This window comes from Vibrio sp. 811 (assembly GCF_033339195.1).
In genome coordinates this window covers 591,434-608,095 of record NZ_JAWOUB010000001.1, presented here as the reverse complement: position 1 = coordinate 608,095, position 16,662 = coordinate 591,434, and the positions used below count along the sequence as shown (strand labels likewise).

Here is a 16,662-nt window from a genome sequence, read left to right as displayed (position 1 = left end):
ACCTCGTACCGGCTTGGATTTCAGACCACAAGCTAGGGCGAGGTTGATGGAATCACAACAAATCTGACAGCGGTTTGTAAACACGGAAATTCTGAACAAGGTAGTTGGAGTATAAGTGATGAGAAAGTGGCTCTGTATTATTTGCGGCTTAATCTATGATGAAGCACAAGGTTGGCCATCCGATGGCATTGCACCAGGAACAGCATGGGAAGATGTACCGGATGACTGGTTATGTCCTGACTGTTTAGTGGGTAAGGCCGATTTTGAAATGATCGAAATCACCGACGATGCGCCACTAGAAGAGGTTGCAGCTGTGTCTTCGGTGTCGGTAGAAGCGTCTGTTCAGCCAAATACGGCTCAGCCTCTTCCATCTGAAGTTACTCAACCTGTATTCTCAAATGACCCTATCGTTATCATCGGTAGTGGCCACAGTGGTTACCAGTTGGCGGCGGCACTTAGAGCGCAATCTGAGACGGTTCCGATCACTGTCTTTACCGCTGATGATGGCGCTTTGTACAGCAAACCAGCATTGTCTAATGCACTGGTCATGAAGAAAGATGGCGACGCGCTACAAAGTGAAAGCGCGTTGGAGTGGGAAAGCCGTCTCAATATCCGCGTTTACCCGCATACCCGTGTTGAACAGATCGATCGTGCCAATTCAACGTTACATACCTCCATCGGTAAATACGCCTACAGCCGCTTGGTACTGGCAACAGGTGCATCACCGATTGAAATCCCAATTGAGGGCGATCGCTCTTGGGTTATGAGTGTGAACGACTTAGTTGATTACCGCCGTTTCAGAGCGGAGCTGCAAGACAAAAAGCGCATCGCGATCCTAGGTGATGGCTTAATTGGCTGTGAGTTCGCAAATGATCTGATCGAAAGCGGTTATGAAGTAACAGTTATCGGGTTGGGTCAATGGCCAATGGAGCGTTTGATCCCGCAACAGTTGGGTGAATCATTACAAAGCGCACTTGCCGATCGAGGCGTGCAATGGGCTCTACAAGACAGTATCGCCAGAATCGAGCCAAGGTCCGAATCAAGCGCGGTTTTGCATCTAAACAGTGGCAAGCAGATTGAAGCAGACCTAGTGCTAAGCGCGGTTGGACTCAAGCCAAATGTTTCTCTGGCTGAGCGCGCGGGGCTTGAAGTAGGCCGGGGCATTAAAGTGAATCAATTCGGCCAGACGAGTGATGAGAATATTTACTCGCTAGGTGATTGTGTTGAAACTGATCACGGGTGGCAGCCCTATATTGCGCCGATTAATCAAATGATCCCTTCTGTAGCGAAAAGCTTGCTAGGCGATGTCGCCCCTATCTCGTTAACACCAACTCCAGTGATTGTAAAAACGCCGATTCTTCCACTCACGATTTTCCCGGTAGCCGCTGAAGAACAGGGACAATGGTACATTGAGAACCAAGCAGATGAATTGACCGCTGCGTTTTATTCACCAGAAGGAGCAATGCTCGGTTTTGCGTTGCTAGGAAGAAAAGTACAGTCATTACGCGGCCCTTGGCTAGATCAATTGTCATTGAAACTGTCAGCAGCGTAGCGGAGAAAAAAGATGATTCATTTACCCAATGATGACGTGACGTGTGGTTGGTACCATGCGTTGCCAAGTATTCCAGAAAAATCGGCGTTAAAAGGTAAACAAAGTGCTGACTATGCCGTGTTAGGTGCCGGTTTCGCAGGCCTAGCTATGGCAAGACGTTTAGCTGAACTTATGCCTAATGCACGAATTATACTGATTGATGCGCAACGTATCGGCCAAGGGGCTTCAGGAAGAAATTCGGGCTTTGTTATTGATTTGCCTCATAAGTTTTCACTTGAGCATCCCGACCCTGAGCACAAACAAAAGTTATTGTCGCTCAACCGTTCTGCGATTGCTCAGCTAAACACTTTAGTGTCGAAGCACAGTATTTCTTGTCAGTGGTCAGCAAAGGGCAAATATCAAGGAGCCGTAGGGGCGCGCGGTGAAGCCTATCTCGATCACTTTGAGCACCTAATGAAAGACCTTGGCGAACCATACTTCCATGTTAATGGCAGTGAGCTTGCGAAAGTCTTAGGGACAAATTACTACAGCCGCGCAATTTACACGCCAGGTGGTTATTTAATGCAACCTGCTGCTCTGGTGCGTGGGCTAGGGGAAAGCCTTCCAGAGAATGTCGAGGTGTTAGAAAACTCGCCAATCCGCAAGCTCAGTAAAGAAAACGGTTGCTGGGTATTACATGGAGATAGTGGCTCTGTTGAAACCCCTGAACTGCTGCTTGGGACCAGCATTTTTACTCGGGAGTTTGGTTATCTTAAAAACAGACTACTTCCAGTGATGACGTTTGCAAGCTGGACGCGTCCATTAACCGACGCAGAAATGCAACGATACGGAGGTGAGCTGAATTGGGGGTTAACTCCAGCTGATCATGCGGGAACGACGTTACGTATGACCGCCGATCGACGTATTTTGATCCGCAATACTTACAAACACGTGCCGAAATATGGCTCAAGCATGAACGATAAAGTCAGAGAACAAATTCGCGACGATCATCGTCAGGTCTTTCTGGCGCGTTATCCCGAGCTGGCCGACGTACCATTTACTCACACATGGGGTGGGGTGTATGCAATCTCTCGTAACTTTACTAACTTTTTCGGTCAATTAGATGAAGGTGTTTATGCCAGCGCTTGTGACAATGGTGTTGGTGCTGCGTGGGGAACCATTTCTGGAACACTGTTAGCTGACTATGTCGTTGGTGCGACATCTAAATCATTGGATGACATACAGCAAGTGACAGGAATGCCTTGTTTGAATCCGCCAGAGCCTTTTTTAGGTTTGGGAGTAAAAACGCGTATCCAATTAGCAAAATGGCAAAGCCGGAGTGAATTATGAAGCCAGTCAAACTTGTTGATAGTAAAAGTCTAGATTTCAATGTTCGTGGTGATACGCCGGGAATGGCGTATGTTGCCAGGGCGTTAAGCCCAGAAATTTCACCAAACATAGGCGTAGGCTTTGCTAAATGGGAAGGCGCTAAAGTGGCTTGGACAGTGCTTTATGATGAGGTTATTTTCGTGATTGAAGGCTGTTTCGAGCTGACCGCAAATGGTGAAACACATTTTGTGCACCCAGGTCAGATGCTGTGGATACCGGAAGGGACTGAATTGGTTTATGGTGGGCATGCTCTGTTCGGCTATGTGGTTCATCCAGGAAACTGGAAAGAGTTACATGGTATTGAATGACTTTTATCATTTAGTAGTGTTTCGGAAAGGCAAAACAAAAATCCGATTTTTACCCATGAGTTTTCGTAAAAGAACTTAATCTCAGTGGAGCAAGGGTTTCTTACTTGCTATGTTTCTTGGTCACGTTTCCAGACGTGTTAGACCTTTCTCAATTGCTATTTTATCTATCAAAAAGGGAAGCCTTGGCTTCCCTATAATGAGTCTTCTTTTGGCTTGGCTGAATCTTTTATTTTAGCTCAAATTTACCCTGCATGATTGCCCAGTGACCCGGGAACGAACAGAAGAATGAATAGTCACCGCCGGCTTTCATTTTCTCAGTACTGAACGTAATGCTGGTGCTTTCACCGCCACCAATTACTTTTGTGTGAGCGTAGACGCGATCATCATTTGGTTTTACGTAGTTATTTTCTGCTCCAGCTGCCATGCCATCAGTACCGACTGCTTGTAGGTTGGCTGTGTCAGAGATGACCACGTTGTGACCCATCGATTGCGCTGGCATCTTACCTGTGTGATTCAGCGTTAGTTTTACCTCTTTACAAGTGGCTGGTACGCTCAATGTTTTAGTAGAAAACTGCATCATATCGTTAGCATCTAATGACACTTCACACTCGGCACTGGCTTGGGCACCAAAGCTCATTCCTACTAATGCGAAGGTTGTTGCTAATAAACGTAAAGACATATAACACTCTCCATTTTGTATTTTAGGCTGACTTGGATTGATCTTATCCAATAGTTCTCATTATCAGCCAATTTTCACTCCAAAAACGTGCTTCAATCGGTATATTGACGTTTTGTTGCAAGCTTGTACTGGTCAGTTCCGCTATTTGATCACTCAAATGCCTTATTTCATGCGATTGCGTGAGTTAAATCAAAAGTCGTGATTAGCCAGAGTTAAGGTGAAAATAATCTCTCTAAACGGGTGGCAGAATTGTTTGGTTTTACGGTATTGGAGAGGTTTCAAGAAAGAAGCTCAGCTAAATTGCTGAGCTTCTAGAGAACAGACGACAAGTAGACCTAGCGAGTTTGCTTTAACGTGTGCAACACATCATGCAGTGAAGGTGCGACGGTATGGCCTAATTGTTTTATTTCGTTGCAAGGCTCAACCAAATCAGGAATTTGATAAGTGATCATGTTCGCTGCTACAGCAGCACGCACGCCATTATTTGAATCTTCAAAGGCGAGACATTTGGTTGGATCTACGCTTAGACGACTTGCTGCAAGCAGGTAGATCTCTGGCTCAGGTTTGCCGTGTGACACTTCACAGCCTGTCGTTAAGTTGTCGAAATACTTGCTTAGGCCCGCTAATTCCAACTTCTTCTGTGCCACTTCTTTTGCTGTAGAAGTGGCGACTGCAATTGGCAACCCTTGGCTTTTCAACCACTCAAGCAGTTCAATCACCCCTTCTTTTACTGGTATCGCTTGGTGCTTAACCACAGCGTCGTAACGGTCGCGCCACTCTTGGTGTAAGCGGTCAAGATCATCCCCATAAGCTTTACGAAAAATCACTTCAATGCCCGCTGCATTGCGACCAATGATTGAAAGATAAACATCTTTATAGAAGGGTAGGTTCTGGGCTTCACATGCTTCTTGGAAAATATGCATACAGACGCGCTCAGTATCAAGGAGCAAACCATCCATATCAAAAATAGCAGCTTGGTAGTTCATTACATTAAGACTTTTTGGTTGGGATGGCGCATTTTGACACAAGCAGATCGGTTTTTCTTCTAAAAATTAGAACTTGATTTTGATCCTATGAGTTCACATTGCCTTTGAACACACTATACACAGAGTCTATAAACTAGGTGTGAAATATAATGTTTTTAAAATTAGAAAAATTTCAGTTAAATAGATAAAACTCTATCTTAATATAAGCTAGAGTTTTATTAATATCCTATTGTTATTTTAACTATTGAATGATTTATTAATAATAAAATAATACCAAGTCACGATTGTTTACGACTGCATGAGTGTACCAGCTCTTGACTTCAGATATTTGTTGCTCTGATAAGCCTCCGAAGTCAACGTTATCTTGGTGAATATCTTGATTTTTTATCATAAAAACAACAGGGAAATCGTCAGGGAATGGGAATTTTATAGGATAATCGGTATTAGTGAATGGAATATCGCAGAAATCGTTTACATCGCAAGGATACCAAGAGTTATTGGATAAGTAATAACCAGTTATCTTACATATAGCTTCAAGCAAGTAAGCATAGGCGTAACCCAAGTGACTGTATTTTATCTCTTCAGACAACATTTGCATAAGAAGCTCTTCAGCTCGGATGCTTTCGCCACTACTTTCCAGCATTTCATTAATCGCCTTAAAGGAGTCTTGACACCTTTCCATGATGGCTTTTTCTAGCTCTGGATTACGCTCATTCTTTAGTACGTTAAAAACCTTTTCAGTATCTAATGAATATACTGTCGCCCCATATCCTATATTTTATTCTCCTCACTTTTATACAGTTAAATTCATTTAAGTGTTTTTTATCGAAGGGATTATATTTTGATGTTTTTTGAAGGTAAAGTGTATATATAGAGGTTGTATTTATTATGATGAACTTTGAAAGTTTAAATTCTTAAAATAAATACTATATATTTAATTTTATTAGATCTAGCTCATAAAAATACCTTAACTATTATTGTGTTTATTGTTAAGGGTTATTAAATCTGTGAGGTGGTTCAAGACAATAAAATTTAGAAGAAAATACCGTCAAACTTAGGTGGCTATTCTATCTGAGCACTCAGCCCACTACTTATGGTGGGCTGAGTGCGCGGTTGGGCATCAGGCACATTATTTGGCGATGAATATCCATATTAGGTGATATTCGTTAGTGTCTATTTTATCCCTAGGCGTTTTGCTAATCGGTGCAAATTGCCGTTATCTATTTCAAGCTGGCGTGCCGTTGCTGCCCAGTTACCTTGATTCTCTTCCAGAGCTCGAACAATCATCGCTTTTTGGAAGGCGTCTGTGGCTGGTTTTAATCCGCCTTCTGGTAGCTCAAGCTGAGGTTTTTTTTCCGTTTCTTCAACGTTCTTGATGTTCTGATTCGGCGTTCGAATATCAAAATCTTGCTCAACTAGCTCAATGTCCATGGCGTGAGTGCGCGCTTTTGCCAAAACACCGGCACGTTTAATGACATGTTCAAGCTCTCGCACATTGCCAGGCCATGAATAGTCTTTGAGTGCCTGCACCAAAGTGGGGGACAAACGAATGCTGTTCAATCCTAATTTGTTTCTTAAACGTTCGGCGAAAAAGCCTGCGAGTAACACCACATCGTCTTCACGTTCACGAAGAGGTGGAACATGAAGCGGGAAGACACTTAAACGATGATACAAGTCGGCTCGGAAGCGACCAGCAGTCACTTCTTCATGCAATATGCGGTTAGTGGCGGCGACAATGCGTGTGTTGACTCGAATATGACGGTCATCACCCACACGTTGAATGTCGCCGTATTGTAGAGCTCGAAGTAACTTGGCTTGCAGCTCTAACGACAGTTCGCCGACTTCATCCAAAAACAGTGTGCCGCCGTCGGCTTGTTCGAACTTACCCTTACGATTACTGATTGCGCCTGTGAATGCGCCTTTGATATGGCCGAACAACTCGCTTTCCGCGACTGACTCCGGCAGCGCCGCACAGTTGAGGTAAACCAAAGTATTACTAGAGCGACTAGAGCGATGGTGAATAGCGCTCGCAACCAACTCTTTACCCACGCCCGTTTCTCCCATCACTAGCACAGACAGTTCCGTATCGGCGACTGCATCAATCTGTTCTTGAAGATTCTTCATGCCCTGAGAGTTGCCAATGATTTCGTTACTCAACGTGCGTTTCTCAGCGTAAGAGTCACGTGGCAGGCTCGCTTGAGTCTCTAGTTGTTCTAGTAGGAGTGCAGTGTGTAGGCCACCTGCTGCCAACGCGCTGACAAAACGTAACTCTTGGTTGCGTAGCCCATCAAATTGGTTGGGGTCGAAGGCGTCAATCGTAATGGCACCGATCAGTTGATCGTCGATCAGCAAAGGTAAACCAATGCAGGAATGGACATGCAGTTTGTCATCGTGGTTTGGAATCAAGCCATCGTATGGATCCGGTAAATCACTGTCAGAGGGAAAGCGCACGATATCGCCTGCTCGGGCAATGGCTTCTAACCTTGGGTGCTGCTCAATGGAGAAACGGCGTCCAAGCACTTCTTTCGCCAATCCATTGATCGCTAAAGGCTTAAAGTGTTGGTCTTCATACAAAAGAAGGGCAGAAGAGTCACACTTCAATACCTCTCGAATCGTGGTTAACAACGTATCGAAGCGAGCCTGTTGAGTGAGGGCCGAGTTAAGGTCTTGCGTGATGTGTAGCCATTGCGCGATTAAAGAAGTCATAGCCAATACCAATTGTGTCAATATGACTATTGTAGTGTCTTAATGACAATTTTCAACTGTGTCTAAATGACAGTTGTTAAAGTTTGAGTTTAATTAAGATATTGAAATATATGGTAATTAAAAGTTGGCACGCCCAGTGCAATACAAGAAGAAATTATTTTTGTTTATCCCGTCATTCAAGGTAGTAATTATGACAATTCACGTAAAAAACAACATCCACTGGGTAGGTCAACGCGATTGGGAAGTTCAAGACTTCCACGGTACAGAATACAAAATGACAAAAGGTACCAGCTACAACAGTTATCTAATTCGTGAAGAGAAAATCGTATTGATTGATACGGTCGATCATCGATTCAGTCAACAATTCATCCAAAATTTAGAAATGGAAATCGACCTTAAGTCTATCGACTTTATCGTAGTAAACCATGCTGAAGAAGATCACTCAGGCGCATTGTCGGCATTGATGGAGAAGATTCCGAACACGCCAATTTACTGTACAGAAGCGGCGATTGATTCGATTGTGGGTCATCATCACCATCCTGAGTGGAACTTCAAAACCGTAAAAACGGGCGATAGCATTGATATTGGTAACGGTAAGCAATTGGTGTTCGTGGAAGCGCCGATGCTGCATTGGCCAGACAGCATGATGACTTACCTAACTGGCGATGCAGTATTATTCAGCAATGACGCATTTGGTCAGCACTACTGCGATGAACGCTTATTCAATGATGAAGTGGATCAAAATGAGTTGATGGAACAGTGTTTGCGTTACTACTCAAACATCCTAACGCCATTCAGCAGCTTGGTAACCGCAAAAATCAAAGAAGTGCTGAGTTTCAATTTGCCTGTCGACATGATCGCAACGTCACACGGTATTGTATGGCGCGATAATCCGGTTCAAATCATCGAGCAATACTTGGCGTGGGCAGATAATTATCAAGAAGATCGCATTACGATTTTCTACGATTCTATGTCAAATAACACCCGAATGATGGCCGATGCAATCGCGCAAGGCATTCACGATGTCGACCCTAGCGTGGCGGTCAAAGTCTTTAATGTCTCTAAGCATGATAAGAATGAAATTCTCGCCAACGTATTCCGCTCAAAAGGCATCTTGGTTGGTTCGTCTACCATGAATAACGTCATGATGCCGAAGATCGCAGGCATGCTAGAAGAAATTACTGGTTTGCGCTTTAAAGCGAAGAAGGCCGCAGCATTCGGTAGCTACGGGTGGAATGGTGGAGCGGTGGATCGTATCCATGCTCGATTGACTGACGCAGGTTTTGAAACCGCAGTGAGCTTGAAAACCAAATGGCGACCAGATGGTAAAGCGATGCGTGAATGTCGCGAACATGGTCAGAACATCGCAAAATTGTGGGCAAAGCATGACCTGACAAGTCCTGTTATTTCTCCTGCGATTACTGCATCTGTACCACAAGTTCAATCACAACCCGTTGCGCCAGTGACAACACAAGCGGTAGTAGATGCTGCTCCTAGCAACCCTAGTACTGAGGCGCATCCCGCAGATTGTCAATGCATGGTTTGTACGGTTTGTAATTGGGTATACGACCCAGCTAAAGGCGAGCCTAACCAAGGTGTTGAACCGGGTACAGCTTGGTCGGAAGTGCCAGATTACTTCTTGTGCCCAGAATGCCATTTAGGTAAAGACGTTTTCGTTGAATACAACGGTTAGGAGGGAATATGCAAGCACCTATTGTGATTATTGGTAGCGGCTTTGCGGCTTACCAATTGGTGAAAACAGTGCGTCGAATGGACGCACATATTCCGCTGCAAGTGTTTACTGCTGATGATGGCGCGGAATACAACAAGCCCGATTTGAGTCATGTATTCAGTAACAAGGAAACTGCCCGAGACTTGGTAGTTAAAAGTGGTGAGGCGTTTGCACAGGAACACAACATCGAACTGTTCGCCCATACCAAGGTTGAGCATGTCGACGTGCAAGCTCAGCAAGTGGTCGCCAACGGCCAAACCTATCCTTATTCCAAATTGGTATTTGCGACAGGTGCGAGAGCCTTTGTGCCACCGATGTCAGGCAATGCGGCATCTGAGGTGATCACGTTAAACTCACTCCAAGAATACCAATTGGCAGAAGAGAAAATTAGCCGTGCGAAACGTGTTTTAGTGATTGGTGGTGGGTTGATCGGCGTCGAGATTGCCATGGATCTCGCAACCAGTGGTAAAGCCGTTACGGTGGTTGAGCCAAATCCCCGTTTGCTCGCTAACTTGATTCCTGAATTTGTTGCATTGCCGCTGGAGAATCAACTTAAGCAGCAAGGTATTCAACTTGCCTTAGAGACTGGAGTTGTTGCGATCAATCACTCGGATGATTCGCTGGTGGCAAGCTTGAGCAAAGGTAAGGAAATCGAAGCTGATGTAGTGATTTCAGCTGCGGGTTTACGTGCTAACACTTGGTTAGCGAAGGCTTGTGGGTTGAGTGTCAATAAAGGCATCGAGGTGGATGCTCGATTACAGACATCAGCAGCCAATGTGTTCGCATTAGGCGATTGTGCTGAGATCCAAGGTCGAATGATGCCGTACCTCCAACCGATCGTTCTAAGTGCCAATGCTTTGGGCAAACAACTACTGGGGCAAGAAGCAGAGTTGAAACTACCGCCCATGATGGTAAAGGTCAAAACGCCGAGCTACCCAATTCAATTGGCAGGCGATTTTAGTTCGGTGACGAACTGGAGCGTGCAGATTTCTCAAACTGGCATTGCCGCGAAAGCAGAAGATGAAAATAGCCGACTCATGGGCTTCGTCGTGACGGGAGAACAAGTTACGCAAGCATTTCCATTGCTTCGAGAGTTGTCTCAAGCCGGTCAGGCTTAACCGATTTAAACGAAAAGAATTGTAATTAGAGAGGGTATTATTATGTCGCATCTACGAATTCCTAAAGACTGGACTGTTCAACGTTCAACGCCTTTCTTCACTAAAGACAATGTGCCACCAGCGCTACTGACTCATCACAATACCGCTGAGGGTGTGTTTGGGCAGCTGTGTGTCATGGAAGGGCAAGTGACTTACTACGGCTTTGCTGATGAAAATGCCACAGAAGCAGAAGTAGTGGTGGTGATTAATGCAGGCCAGTTTGCTACCAGCCCGCCGCAGTACTGGCACCGTATTGAGATGAGCGATGATGCTCAGTTCAACATCAATTTCTGGTCGAATAAAGACAAGAGTGGGCAAGCGATGTTCCATGCTAAGCAGTAGTAAACCTTTTTAAGTGCTTTGACTGTTATGCTAATCGTCAAGTAAAGGGGTGTAGAAGGCGCAATAAACGAACTGAAATACTGGATCATCGAGACCGTGGAAAGAGAAATCACGAGTAATGATTTCAATTCTTTAGTAGCATGTTACGAAACATTTCAGTCAGGTGAACTAAGGGAAGCGTGCAATGGAAAAACAACGAGTAGCATTTATTGGTCTGGGTGTGATGGGGTACCCAATGGCTGGTTACCTAAGTAAAGCGGGCTTTGAAACCAAAGTATACAACCGCACAAAAGCGAAAGCCGATAAGTGGGCTGAAGAATACCAAGGTGTGGCTTGTGAAACACCACGTGAAGCCGCAGAAGGCTGTGACATTGTTTTTACCTGTGTGGGTAATGATGATGACGTTCGTAGCGTTGTTTACGGTGAAGAAGGCATTCTGGTTGGTTTGAAAGCGGATGCAGTGTTAGTGGATCACACGACGACTTCTGCAGACCTAGCGGTTGAGCTGGCTGAAGCGTGTGCTAAGTATGGTAATCACTTCATTGATGCGCCAGTTTCTGGTGGTCAAGCGGGCGCAGAAAATGGTGTTCTAACCATCATGTGTGGTGGTGAACAAAGCATTTTTGACCGTGTGTCTCCGGCGATGGATGTGTACGCGAAGCAGATGACGCTACTGGGTGAAAACGGTCAGGGTCAACGCTGTAAGATGGTAAACCAAATCTGTATTGGAGGCGTTTTACAAGGCCTGAGTGAAGCTTTGCTGCTGGCACAAAAATCAGGCTTGGACATCGCTCAAGTTGTAGAAACGCTTAAGCATGGCGCTGCAGGTTCTTGGCAGATGGAAAACCGCGCAAATACGATGGCTGAAGACAAGTTCGATTTTGGCTTCGCTATTGATTGGATGCGCAAAGACTTAGGTTTCTGTCTGCAAGAAGCTGAGCGAGTGGGTCTAGAACTTCCACTGACTAAGAAAGTGGATGAGCAATACGCAGACCTTCAACGTGATGGTTTAGGTCGCATGGATACATCAGTACTGATCAAAGCGGTCGCTAAAAATCAGTAGTTGATGAATCAGTAATAGATAAACAGTTCTTTGGTATCAAAGAGCTTAAAGAAATCTAAGTTAATCATAATGAACCTCCTTGAGCATGGTTTATGACTTGTGATTAAGGATTAGTGATTTGAAATCAGGAGGTACTGTAGAGTACCTCCTTTTTTCGTCTTTAAATCACACAGTGTAATGATTGCAGCGTTCGCTTACTTGTTTAAGCCTAGTGCAATTTCAAGACCTTTGCCGTACGCTTCGTCCGCTTGGTATGCGTGTTGAACGTGGCGCTGTTGGATGAACTCTGGCACACCGTCCATTGCGCGAGCTGTGTTATCGAACAGAGTTTGACGTTGCTCTTCGCTCATCAGACGGAATAGGTCACCCGCTTGGCTGAAGTAGTCTTCGTCTACACGATGATCGTAGTGATCAGCGTTGCCATTGATGCGTAGAGGTGGCTCGGAGTAATCTGGTTGCTCTGCCCATTCTTGTTTGTAGTTTGGCTCGTAACCTAGTGTTGAACCAAAGTTGCCATCAACGCGCATTGCGCCATCGCGGTGGTAGCTGTGAACTGGGCAACGAGGTGCGTTCACAGGGATTTGATGATGGTTGACACCTAGACGGTAACGCTGAGCATCGCCGTAAGCGAACAAACGACCTTGTAGCATCTTATCTGGAGAGAAGCCGATACCAGGTACTACCGCAGCTGGGTTGAACGCTGATTGCTCAACTTCTGCGTAGAAGTTTTCTGGGTTACGGTTCAGTTCGAACTCACCAACTGGGATCAGCGGGTAGTCTTTTTGAGACCATACTCGTGTTAGGTCGAATGGGTTGAAGTTGACTTCATCCGCTTCTAGCTCAGGCATGATCTGTACGTACATCTTCCATTTAGGGAAGTCTTGACGCTCAATCGCTTCGTAAAGGTCACGGTGATGGCTTTCGCGGTCTTTACCTACGATCGCTTCTGCTTCTTGGTCAGTCAGGTTCTTGATGCCTTGTTGAGTTTTGAAGTGGAATTTCACCCAGTAACGCTCGTTTTCTGCGTTGATAAAGCTGAATGTGTGGCTACCAAAACCATGCATATGACGGTAAGAGGCTGGGATACCACGGTCACTCATTACGATAGTCACTTGGTGGAATGCTTCTGGTAGTGATGTCCAGAAATCCCAGTTGTTGGTAGAGCTACGCATGTTAGTGCGAGGGTCGCGTTTTACAGCGTGGTTTAGGTCTGGGAATTTTAGTGGGTCACGTAGGAAGAATACTGGTGTGTTGTTACCAACCAAGTCCCAGTTACCTTCTTCAGTATAGAATTTTAGTGCGAAACCACGGATGTCACGTTCTGCGTCTGCTGCACCGCGCTCACCAGCTACAGTAGTGAAGCGAGCGAATAGTTCTGTTTTTTTGCCGATGTCAGAGAAGATCTTAGCGCGAGTGTATTTTGTGATGTCGTGCGTTACTGTGAACGTACCGTAAGCACCAGAACCTTTTGCGTGCATACGACGCTCAGGGATCACTTCGCGGTCAAAGTGTGCCAATTTTTCAAGGAACCAAACGTCTTGTAATAGTTGAGGGCCACGAGGACCTGCAGTCATAACGTTTTGGTTATGTGCGACAGGGCAACCTGCTGCTGTAGTCAATTTCTTGTTTGTCATTTTTCTTCCCCCTCCAGGGTTCAATACCTTAGAAACTGTAGAGGAGGTTATTACGGAAAAGCTGGGGGAGAAAACTGATATTGCTTATCAATTCAATAGATGGTGACTATGGTCGAAACTATATTAGAATCAGAAATTTACTACATTAGCTTGATTGACATAACAATCGGCGTTCTCGAAAGCGATTGACTGGGGGGGGAGCGCTATCCAGTTAGCGTGTCTGCGATGCTAGTAATATCGCCCCTTAAATGAAGTTTTACGTGTCATCAAAGGGGCGAAAGGGGGGAAGTAATTAAGAGTACTTCACTTCAAGTTGTTCAGCTTTTGCAAATGCTGGGTGTGTCGCGAGCTGTTTCCCATAACGTTCAATATTAGGGAAGTGATTAACTAAACCAAACTTTTGAACCAATTCGACAATGAAAGACATCATGATGTCAGCGCCAGTCAGACGCTCTTCTACTAGGTAAGTTTTGCCTTCTAAGGATTGCTCGAAGTAGCCTAGTACATTCATTGCTTCCTTGTCGGCATAGCCTGATAAAAACTGAGTTTCATTTGGCTCTTTGCTTACGAAGATTTTTAGCAGCATAGGTAAAATTGCAGAGCTTTCTGCAAAGTGCATCCATTGCAAATATTCTGTGTGTGCTTTTGTACCACGCTCAGGAGCAAAGGCTCCGTCACTGTATTTCTCAATCAAATATTCGGTCATTGCACCCGACTCAATGATAATCTCGCCGTTATCTTCAAGAACAGGTGACTTTCCTAATGGGTGAACACTTTTTAGTTCTGGCGGTGCCATGAAGGTCACGGAATCACGGACATAGGGTACAATCTCGTAATTTACATCTAGCTCTTCCAGTAACCAAATGATGCGCTTTGAACGAGACTGATTGAGGTGGTGAAGTTTAATCATTTACATATCCCTTTTTATAATGGGTCGTTAATCTGTACTACAAGCTTGCCGAAATTCTTACCTTCCAACAGACCGATGAATGCTTCTGGCGCATTATCCAGTCCTTGTACTAGATGTTCGCGGTATTGGATCTTTCCTTCTGCCAACCATTGATTAATATCTTGCGCAAACTCACCGTAACGATGTCCGTAATCATCAAAAATGATGAAGCCTTGCACCTTGATTCGTTTGGTCAGGAGCTTACCCATTAGTAATGGAAGGTGGTCGGTACCTTCAGGCAGCTCTGTCGCGTTGTACTGAGAAATCAAACCACAAAGTGGGATACGCGCATTTGTATTCAGAAGTGGCATTACAGCCTCGAATACTTTGCCACCTACGTTTTCGAAGTAAACATCAATACCTTTGTCACAGGCATTTTTCAGTTGTTCTGCAAAGTCTTCAGCTTTGTGATCAATACACTCATCGAAACCAAGTACCTCTTTAGCGCAACGGCATTTTTCTTCTCCGCCTGCTATACCAACAACTCGGCAACCTTTGATTTTACCAATTTGACCAACTGTTGCGCCTACAGGCCCCGTAGCAGCTGCTACCACGATGGTTTCCCCTGGTTTTGGCTGACCAATGTCGAGTAAACCCATGTACGCGGTAAATCCTGGCATACCTGCAACGCCTAGCGCGTAAGAAGGATTTTGCGGTTCTTTACCAAGTTTAATGACCATCTCACCAGTTGAGATAGCGTAGTCTTGCCAGCCAACAGTGTAGGCAAGAACCCATTCACCTGCTTCGTAATCTGGGTGGTTTGATGCTTCTACCTGACAAACTGTACCACCGACCATTACGTCATCAATTGCAACAGGGTCAGCGTATGATTCGGCATCACTCATGCGACCACGCATGTATGGATCTAGAGATAAATAAACCGTTCTCAATAGCATTTCACCCTCTTTCGGAGTCGGTTTCGTTACCTCTTCTAAACGAAAGTTTTCTTGTGTCGGTGCACCATGGGGACGTGACGCGAGTACTATTCTGCGATTTGTTGCGTTAGTCATATCTATCTCACTTGTTGATTAGACCGGTCGTCTAGTATTTATTTCAAAATATCCCGCTTATGTAAAGCGGGAAGGTTTACTGTGTTAACACTGACGCTTTTTCTGACAGTGAAACGTGTGTAGGGTGTTCATTCTGCTTCCACGCCGCCCATTATGGGCAAGTGCGCGTATTCTGCAGTAAGTGTTGAGTATAGGTCAGACTTTGCGTCAATGCTGCCTGATCTTGATAAAGTTTGTTCAGCAAGCTAGCGCCATTCCAAAGGTAGTATATCTGCCTTGCTAATAACGCACTGTCACCATTGGGGATTGAGCCATCTTGAATGCCGATGTCAATGCAATCCGCTATCGCTTGAATGGTTTTGTCTGCTCCTTGGCGTAATGCCAAGCGCATTGACTCAGAGAGATCGGAGACTTCTGCACTTAACTTAACCAATAAACATTTGTTCGCATTACACACGTCGTCTTCTACTTTGACCATTTCTTCGAAATAGCTCATTAGGCGTTGGTAGCCACTCAGTTCAGTATTGGTAAAGCGTGCGTTTAAACGCTCAAAATACTTAGTAAAGTAGTCTTGAATCATCGCTTCACCAAATTGTTCTTTGGATTTGAAGTAATGATAAAACGAGCCTTTTGGCACTGCGGCCTTTTTTAATAGCTCTGAAAGACCAACACTCGTGAACCCTCGGTTTACGATCAACTCGTATCCGACGTCGAGAATATGTTGGCGTGTGTCATTCGTCTTTGCGTTCATGAAGTGTACTATAGAATGAATTAGACCAGTCGTCTAGCCTTTGTTGTGGGTTATTTAATCAGCTCATACTCAATAACAAATAGCGTGTCGGGATTTGGGTAGATTTCTCGAATTAACTGCTTGAGTTTTGGTAGTTCGATGGCTTCTTGTTCTGCATGAAACTCATTAATATCTTCAAAGTGAAGTGGTTCTACAGAACGTATCTTGATATCGCAGACTTTACGATCCGTTTCTAAGGTAAAAACTTCGACTTCTGTATTGGGAACGTAATGGCTTTCTGATTCATCTCGAATCGTTATCGTCTTTTTGCCTGACGTGATCAACGGAGTTAAGAATTCAAAAAAAGTAATCTTGGTTGGATGAGATGGCATGATGTACTCGTTAGTCTGGTTGTTTGGCGTAATTATATACCCAAATCCCTCAGA

The 16,662-nt window shown here is 44.8% G+C and carries 16 protein-coding genes and 1 pseudogene; 8 read left to right on the top strand and 9 right to left on the bottom strand.

The window, feature by feature from the left end:
- Positions 1–118: 118 nt before the first annotated feature.
- The 4 genes and pseudogenes from R7Q46_RS02645 to R7Q46_RS02630 all read left to right on the top strand — a co-directional run.
- Positions 119–280: pseudogene (locus R7Q46_RS02645) on the top strand (rubredoxin); the annotation flags it as partial.
- Positions 269–1,552, top strand: a complete 1,284-nt coding sequence (locus R7Q46_RS02640) for an NAD(P)/FAD-dependent oxidoreductase (RefSeq protein ID WP_318077300.1) — start codon at positions 269–271, stop codon at positions 1,550–1,552. The pseudogene R7Q46_RS02645 and the gene R7Q46_RS02640, both read left to right, overlap by 12 nt.
- A 12-nt stretch (positions 1,553–1,564) precedes the next feature.
- Positions 1,565–2,881: an NAD(P)/FAD-dependent oxidoreductase gene (locus tag R7Q46_RS02635; protein ID WP_005385877.1), complete on the top strand. Its 1,317-nt coding sequence runs from the start codon at positions 1,565–1,567 to the stop codon at positions 2,879–2,881.
- The gene (locus tag R7Q46_RS02630; RefSeq protein WP_017635301.1) at positions 2,878–3,228 is read left to right on the top strand and encodes an ethanolamine utilization protein EutQ; all 351 of its coding nucleotides are present in this window, start codon (positions 2,878–2,880) and stop codon (positions 3,226–3,228) included. The genes R7Q46_RS02635 and R7Q46_RS02630 overlap by 4 nt, the downstream gene beginning before the upstream one ends.
- 226 nt (positions 3,229–3,454) lie before the next feature.
- Here the strand turns inward: R7Q46_RS02630 and azu are convergent, their stop codons facing one another.
- The 4 genes from azu to norR all read right to left on the bottom strand — a co-directional run bounded on the left by azu (position 3,455) and on the right by norR (position 7,599).
- Entirely contained in the window at positions 3,455–3,907 is a 453-nt protein-coding gene (azu, locus tag R7Q46_RS02625; protein WP_005375211.1) for an azurin, read from the bottom strand.
- Positions 3,908–4,242: 335 nt separating this feature from the next.
- Entirely contained in the window at positions 4,243–4,893 is a 651-nt protein-coding gene (locus R7Q46_RS02620; RefSeq protein ID WP_054578640.1) for an HAD family hydrolase, read from the bottom strand.
- 256 nt (positions 4,894–5,149) lie between these two features.
- Positions 5,150–5,536 carry a transcriptional regulator gene (locus R7Q46_RS02615; protein WP_318077274.1) on the bottom strand — a complete coding sequence of 129 codons (387 nt, stop codon included), beginning with the start codon at positions 5,534–5,536 and terminating at the stop codon, positions 5,150–5,152.
- A 530-nt stretch (positions 5,537–6,066) separates the two neighbouring features.
- The gene (norR, locus tag R7Q46_RS02610) at positions 6,067–7,599 is read right to left on the bottom strand and encodes a nitric oxide reductase transcriptional regulator NorR (protein ID WP_213871241.1); all 1,533 of its coding nucleotides are present in this window, start codon (positions 7,597–7,599) and stop codon (positions 6,067–6,069) included.
- A 190-nt stretch (positions 7,600–7,789) separates the two neighbouring features.
- Between norR and norV the strand changes: the two genes are divergently transcribed.
- From norV to R7Q46_RS02590, 4 genes are all read left to right on the top strand, one after another.
- A complete protein-coding gene (gene norV, locus R7Q46_RS02605; protein WP_213871240.1) occupies positions 7,790–9,292 on the top strand; it encodes an anaerobic nitric oxide reductase flavorubredoxin in 1,503 nt (500 codons plus the stop codon).
- An 8-nt stretch (positions 9,293–9,300) separates the two neighbouring features.
- Positions 9,301–10,449 carry an NADH:flavorubredoxin reductase NorW gene (gene norW / locus R7Q46_RS02600; protein ID WP_005385866.1) on the top strand — a complete coding sequence of 383 codons (1,149 nt, stop codon included), beginning with the start codon at positions 9,301–9,303 and terminating at the stop codon, positions 10,447–10,449.
- A gap of 42 nt (positions 10,450–10,491) precedes the next feature.
- The gene (locus tag R7Q46_RS02595) at positions 10,492–10,830 is read left to right on the top strand and encodes a DUF1971 domain-containing protein (RefSeq protein WP_005375231.1); all 339 of its coding nucleotides are present in this window, start codon (positions 10,492–10,494) and stop codon (positions 10,828–10,830) included.
- Positions 10,831–11,014: 184 nt separating this feature from the next.
- A complete protein-coding gene (locus R7Q46_RS02590) occupies positions 11,015–11,893 on the top strand; it encodes an NAD(P)-dependent oxidoreductase (RefSeq protein WP_005375233.1) in 879 nt (292 codons plus the stop codon).
- A 194-nt stretch (positions 11,894–12,087) separates the two neighbouring features.
- On the opposite strand, the gene R7Q46_RS02585 is transcribed toward R7Q46_RS02590, so the two are convergent.
- From R7Q46_RS02585 to yqfB, 5 genes are all read right to left on the bottom strand, one after another.
- Positions 12,088–13,527, bottom strand: coding sequence for a catalase (locus tag R7Q46_RS02585; protein ID WP_017821260.1), 1,440 nt, complete (start codon positions 13,525–13,527; stop codon positions 12,088–12,090).
- Positions 13,528–13,819: 292 nt separating this feature from the next.
- Positions 13,820–14,437, bottom strand: a complete 618-nt coding sequence (locus R7Q46_RS02580) for a glutathione S-transferase family protein (RefSeq protein ID WP_005375238.1) — start codon at positions 14,435–14,437, stop codon at positions 13,820–13,822.
- 14 nt (positions 14,438–14,451) lie between these two features.
- The gene (locus tag R7Q46_RS02575) at positions 14,452–15,486 is read right to left on the bottom strand and encodes an NADP-dependent oxidoreductase (protein ID WP_318077273.1); all 1,035 of its coding nucleotides are present in this window, start codon (positions 15,484–15,486) and stop codon (positions 14,452–14,454) included.
- A gap of 151 nt (positions 15,487–15,637) precedes the next feature.
- Positions 15,638–16,237 carry a TetR/AcrR family transcriptional regulator gene (locus R7Q46_RS02570; RefSeq protein WP_005385858.1) on the bottom strand — a complete coding sequence of 200 codons (600 nt, stop codon included), beginning with the start codon at positions 16,235–16,237 and terminating at the stop codon, positions 15,638–15,640.
- 50 nt (positions 16,238–16,287) lie between these two features.
- Positions 16,288–16,608 carry a N(4)-acetylcytidine aminohydrolase gene (gene yqfB / locus R7Q46_RS02565; protein WP_213871239.1) on the bottom strand — a complete coding sequence of 107 codons (321 nt, stop codon included), beginning with the start codon at positions 16,606–16,608 and terminating at the stop codon, positions 16,288–16,290.
- Positions 16,609–16,662: the final 54 nt, after the last annotated feature.

Bases quoted from the DNA above. Each gene is read 5' to 3' on its own strand.
- R7Q46_RS02590 (WP_005375233.1), top strand. From the start codon at position 11,015: ATGGAAAAACAACGAGTAGCATTTATTGGTCTGGGTGTGATGGGGTAC.
- azu (WP_005375211.1), bottom strand. From the start codon at position 3,907: ATGTCTTTACGTTTATTAGCAACAACCTTCGCATTAGTAGGAATGAGC.
- R7Q46_RS02595 (WP_005375231.1), top strand. From the start codon at position 10,492: ATGTCGCATCTACGAATTCCTAAAGACTGGACTGTTCAACGTTCAACG.
- yqfB (WP_213871239.1), bottom strand. From the start codon at position 16,608: ATGCCATCTCATCCAACCAAGATTACTTTTTTTGAATTCTTAACTCCG.
- R7Q46_RS02620 (WP_054578640.1), bottom strand. From the start codon at position 4,893: ATGAACTACCAAGCTGCTATTTTTGATATGGATGGTTTGCTCCTTGAT.
- R7Q46_RS02635 (WP_005385877.1), top strand. From the start codon at position 1,565: ATGATTCATTTACCCAATGATGACGTGACGTGTGGTTGGTACCATGCG.
- R7Q46_RS02640 (WP_318077300.1), top strand. From the start codon at position 269: ATGATCGAAATCACCGACGATGCGCCACTAGAAGAGGTTGCAGCTGTG.
- R7Q46_RS02575 (WP_318077273.1), bottom strand. From the start codon at position 15,486: ATGACTAACGCAACAAATCGCAGAATAGTACTCGCGTCACGTCCCCAT.
- norV (WP_213871240.1), top strand. From the start codon at position 7,790: ATGACAATTCACGTAAAAAACAACATCCACTGGGTAGGTCAACGCGAT.
- R7Q46_RS02585 (WP_017821260.1), bottom strand. From the start codon at position 13,527: ATGACAAACAAGAAATTGACTACAGCAGCAGGTTGCCCTGTCGCACAT.
- norW (WP_005385866.1), top strand. From the start codon at position 9,301: ATGCAAGCACCTATTGTGATTATTGGTAGCGGCTTTGCGGCTTACCAA.
- R7Q46_RS02615 (WP_318077274.1), bottom strand. From the start codon at position 5,536: ATGCTGGAAAGTAGTGGCGAAAGCATCCGAGCTGAAGAGCTTCTTATG.
- R7Q46_RS02630 (WP_017635301.1), top strand. From the start codon at position 2,878: ATGAAGCCAGTCAAACTTGTTGATAGTAAAAGTCTAGATTTCAATGTT.
- R7Q46_RS02570 (WP_005385858.1), bottom strand. From the start codon at position 16,237: ATGAACGCAAAGACGAATGACACACGCCAACATATTCTCGACGTCGGA.
- R7Q46_RS02580 (WP_005375238.1), bottom strand. From the start codon at position 14,437: ATGATTAAACTTCACCACCTCAATCAGTCTCGTTCAAAGCGCATCATT.
- norR (WP_213871241.1), bottom strand. From the start codon at position 7,599: ATGACTTCTTTAATCGCGCAATGGCTACACATCACGCAAGACCTTAAC.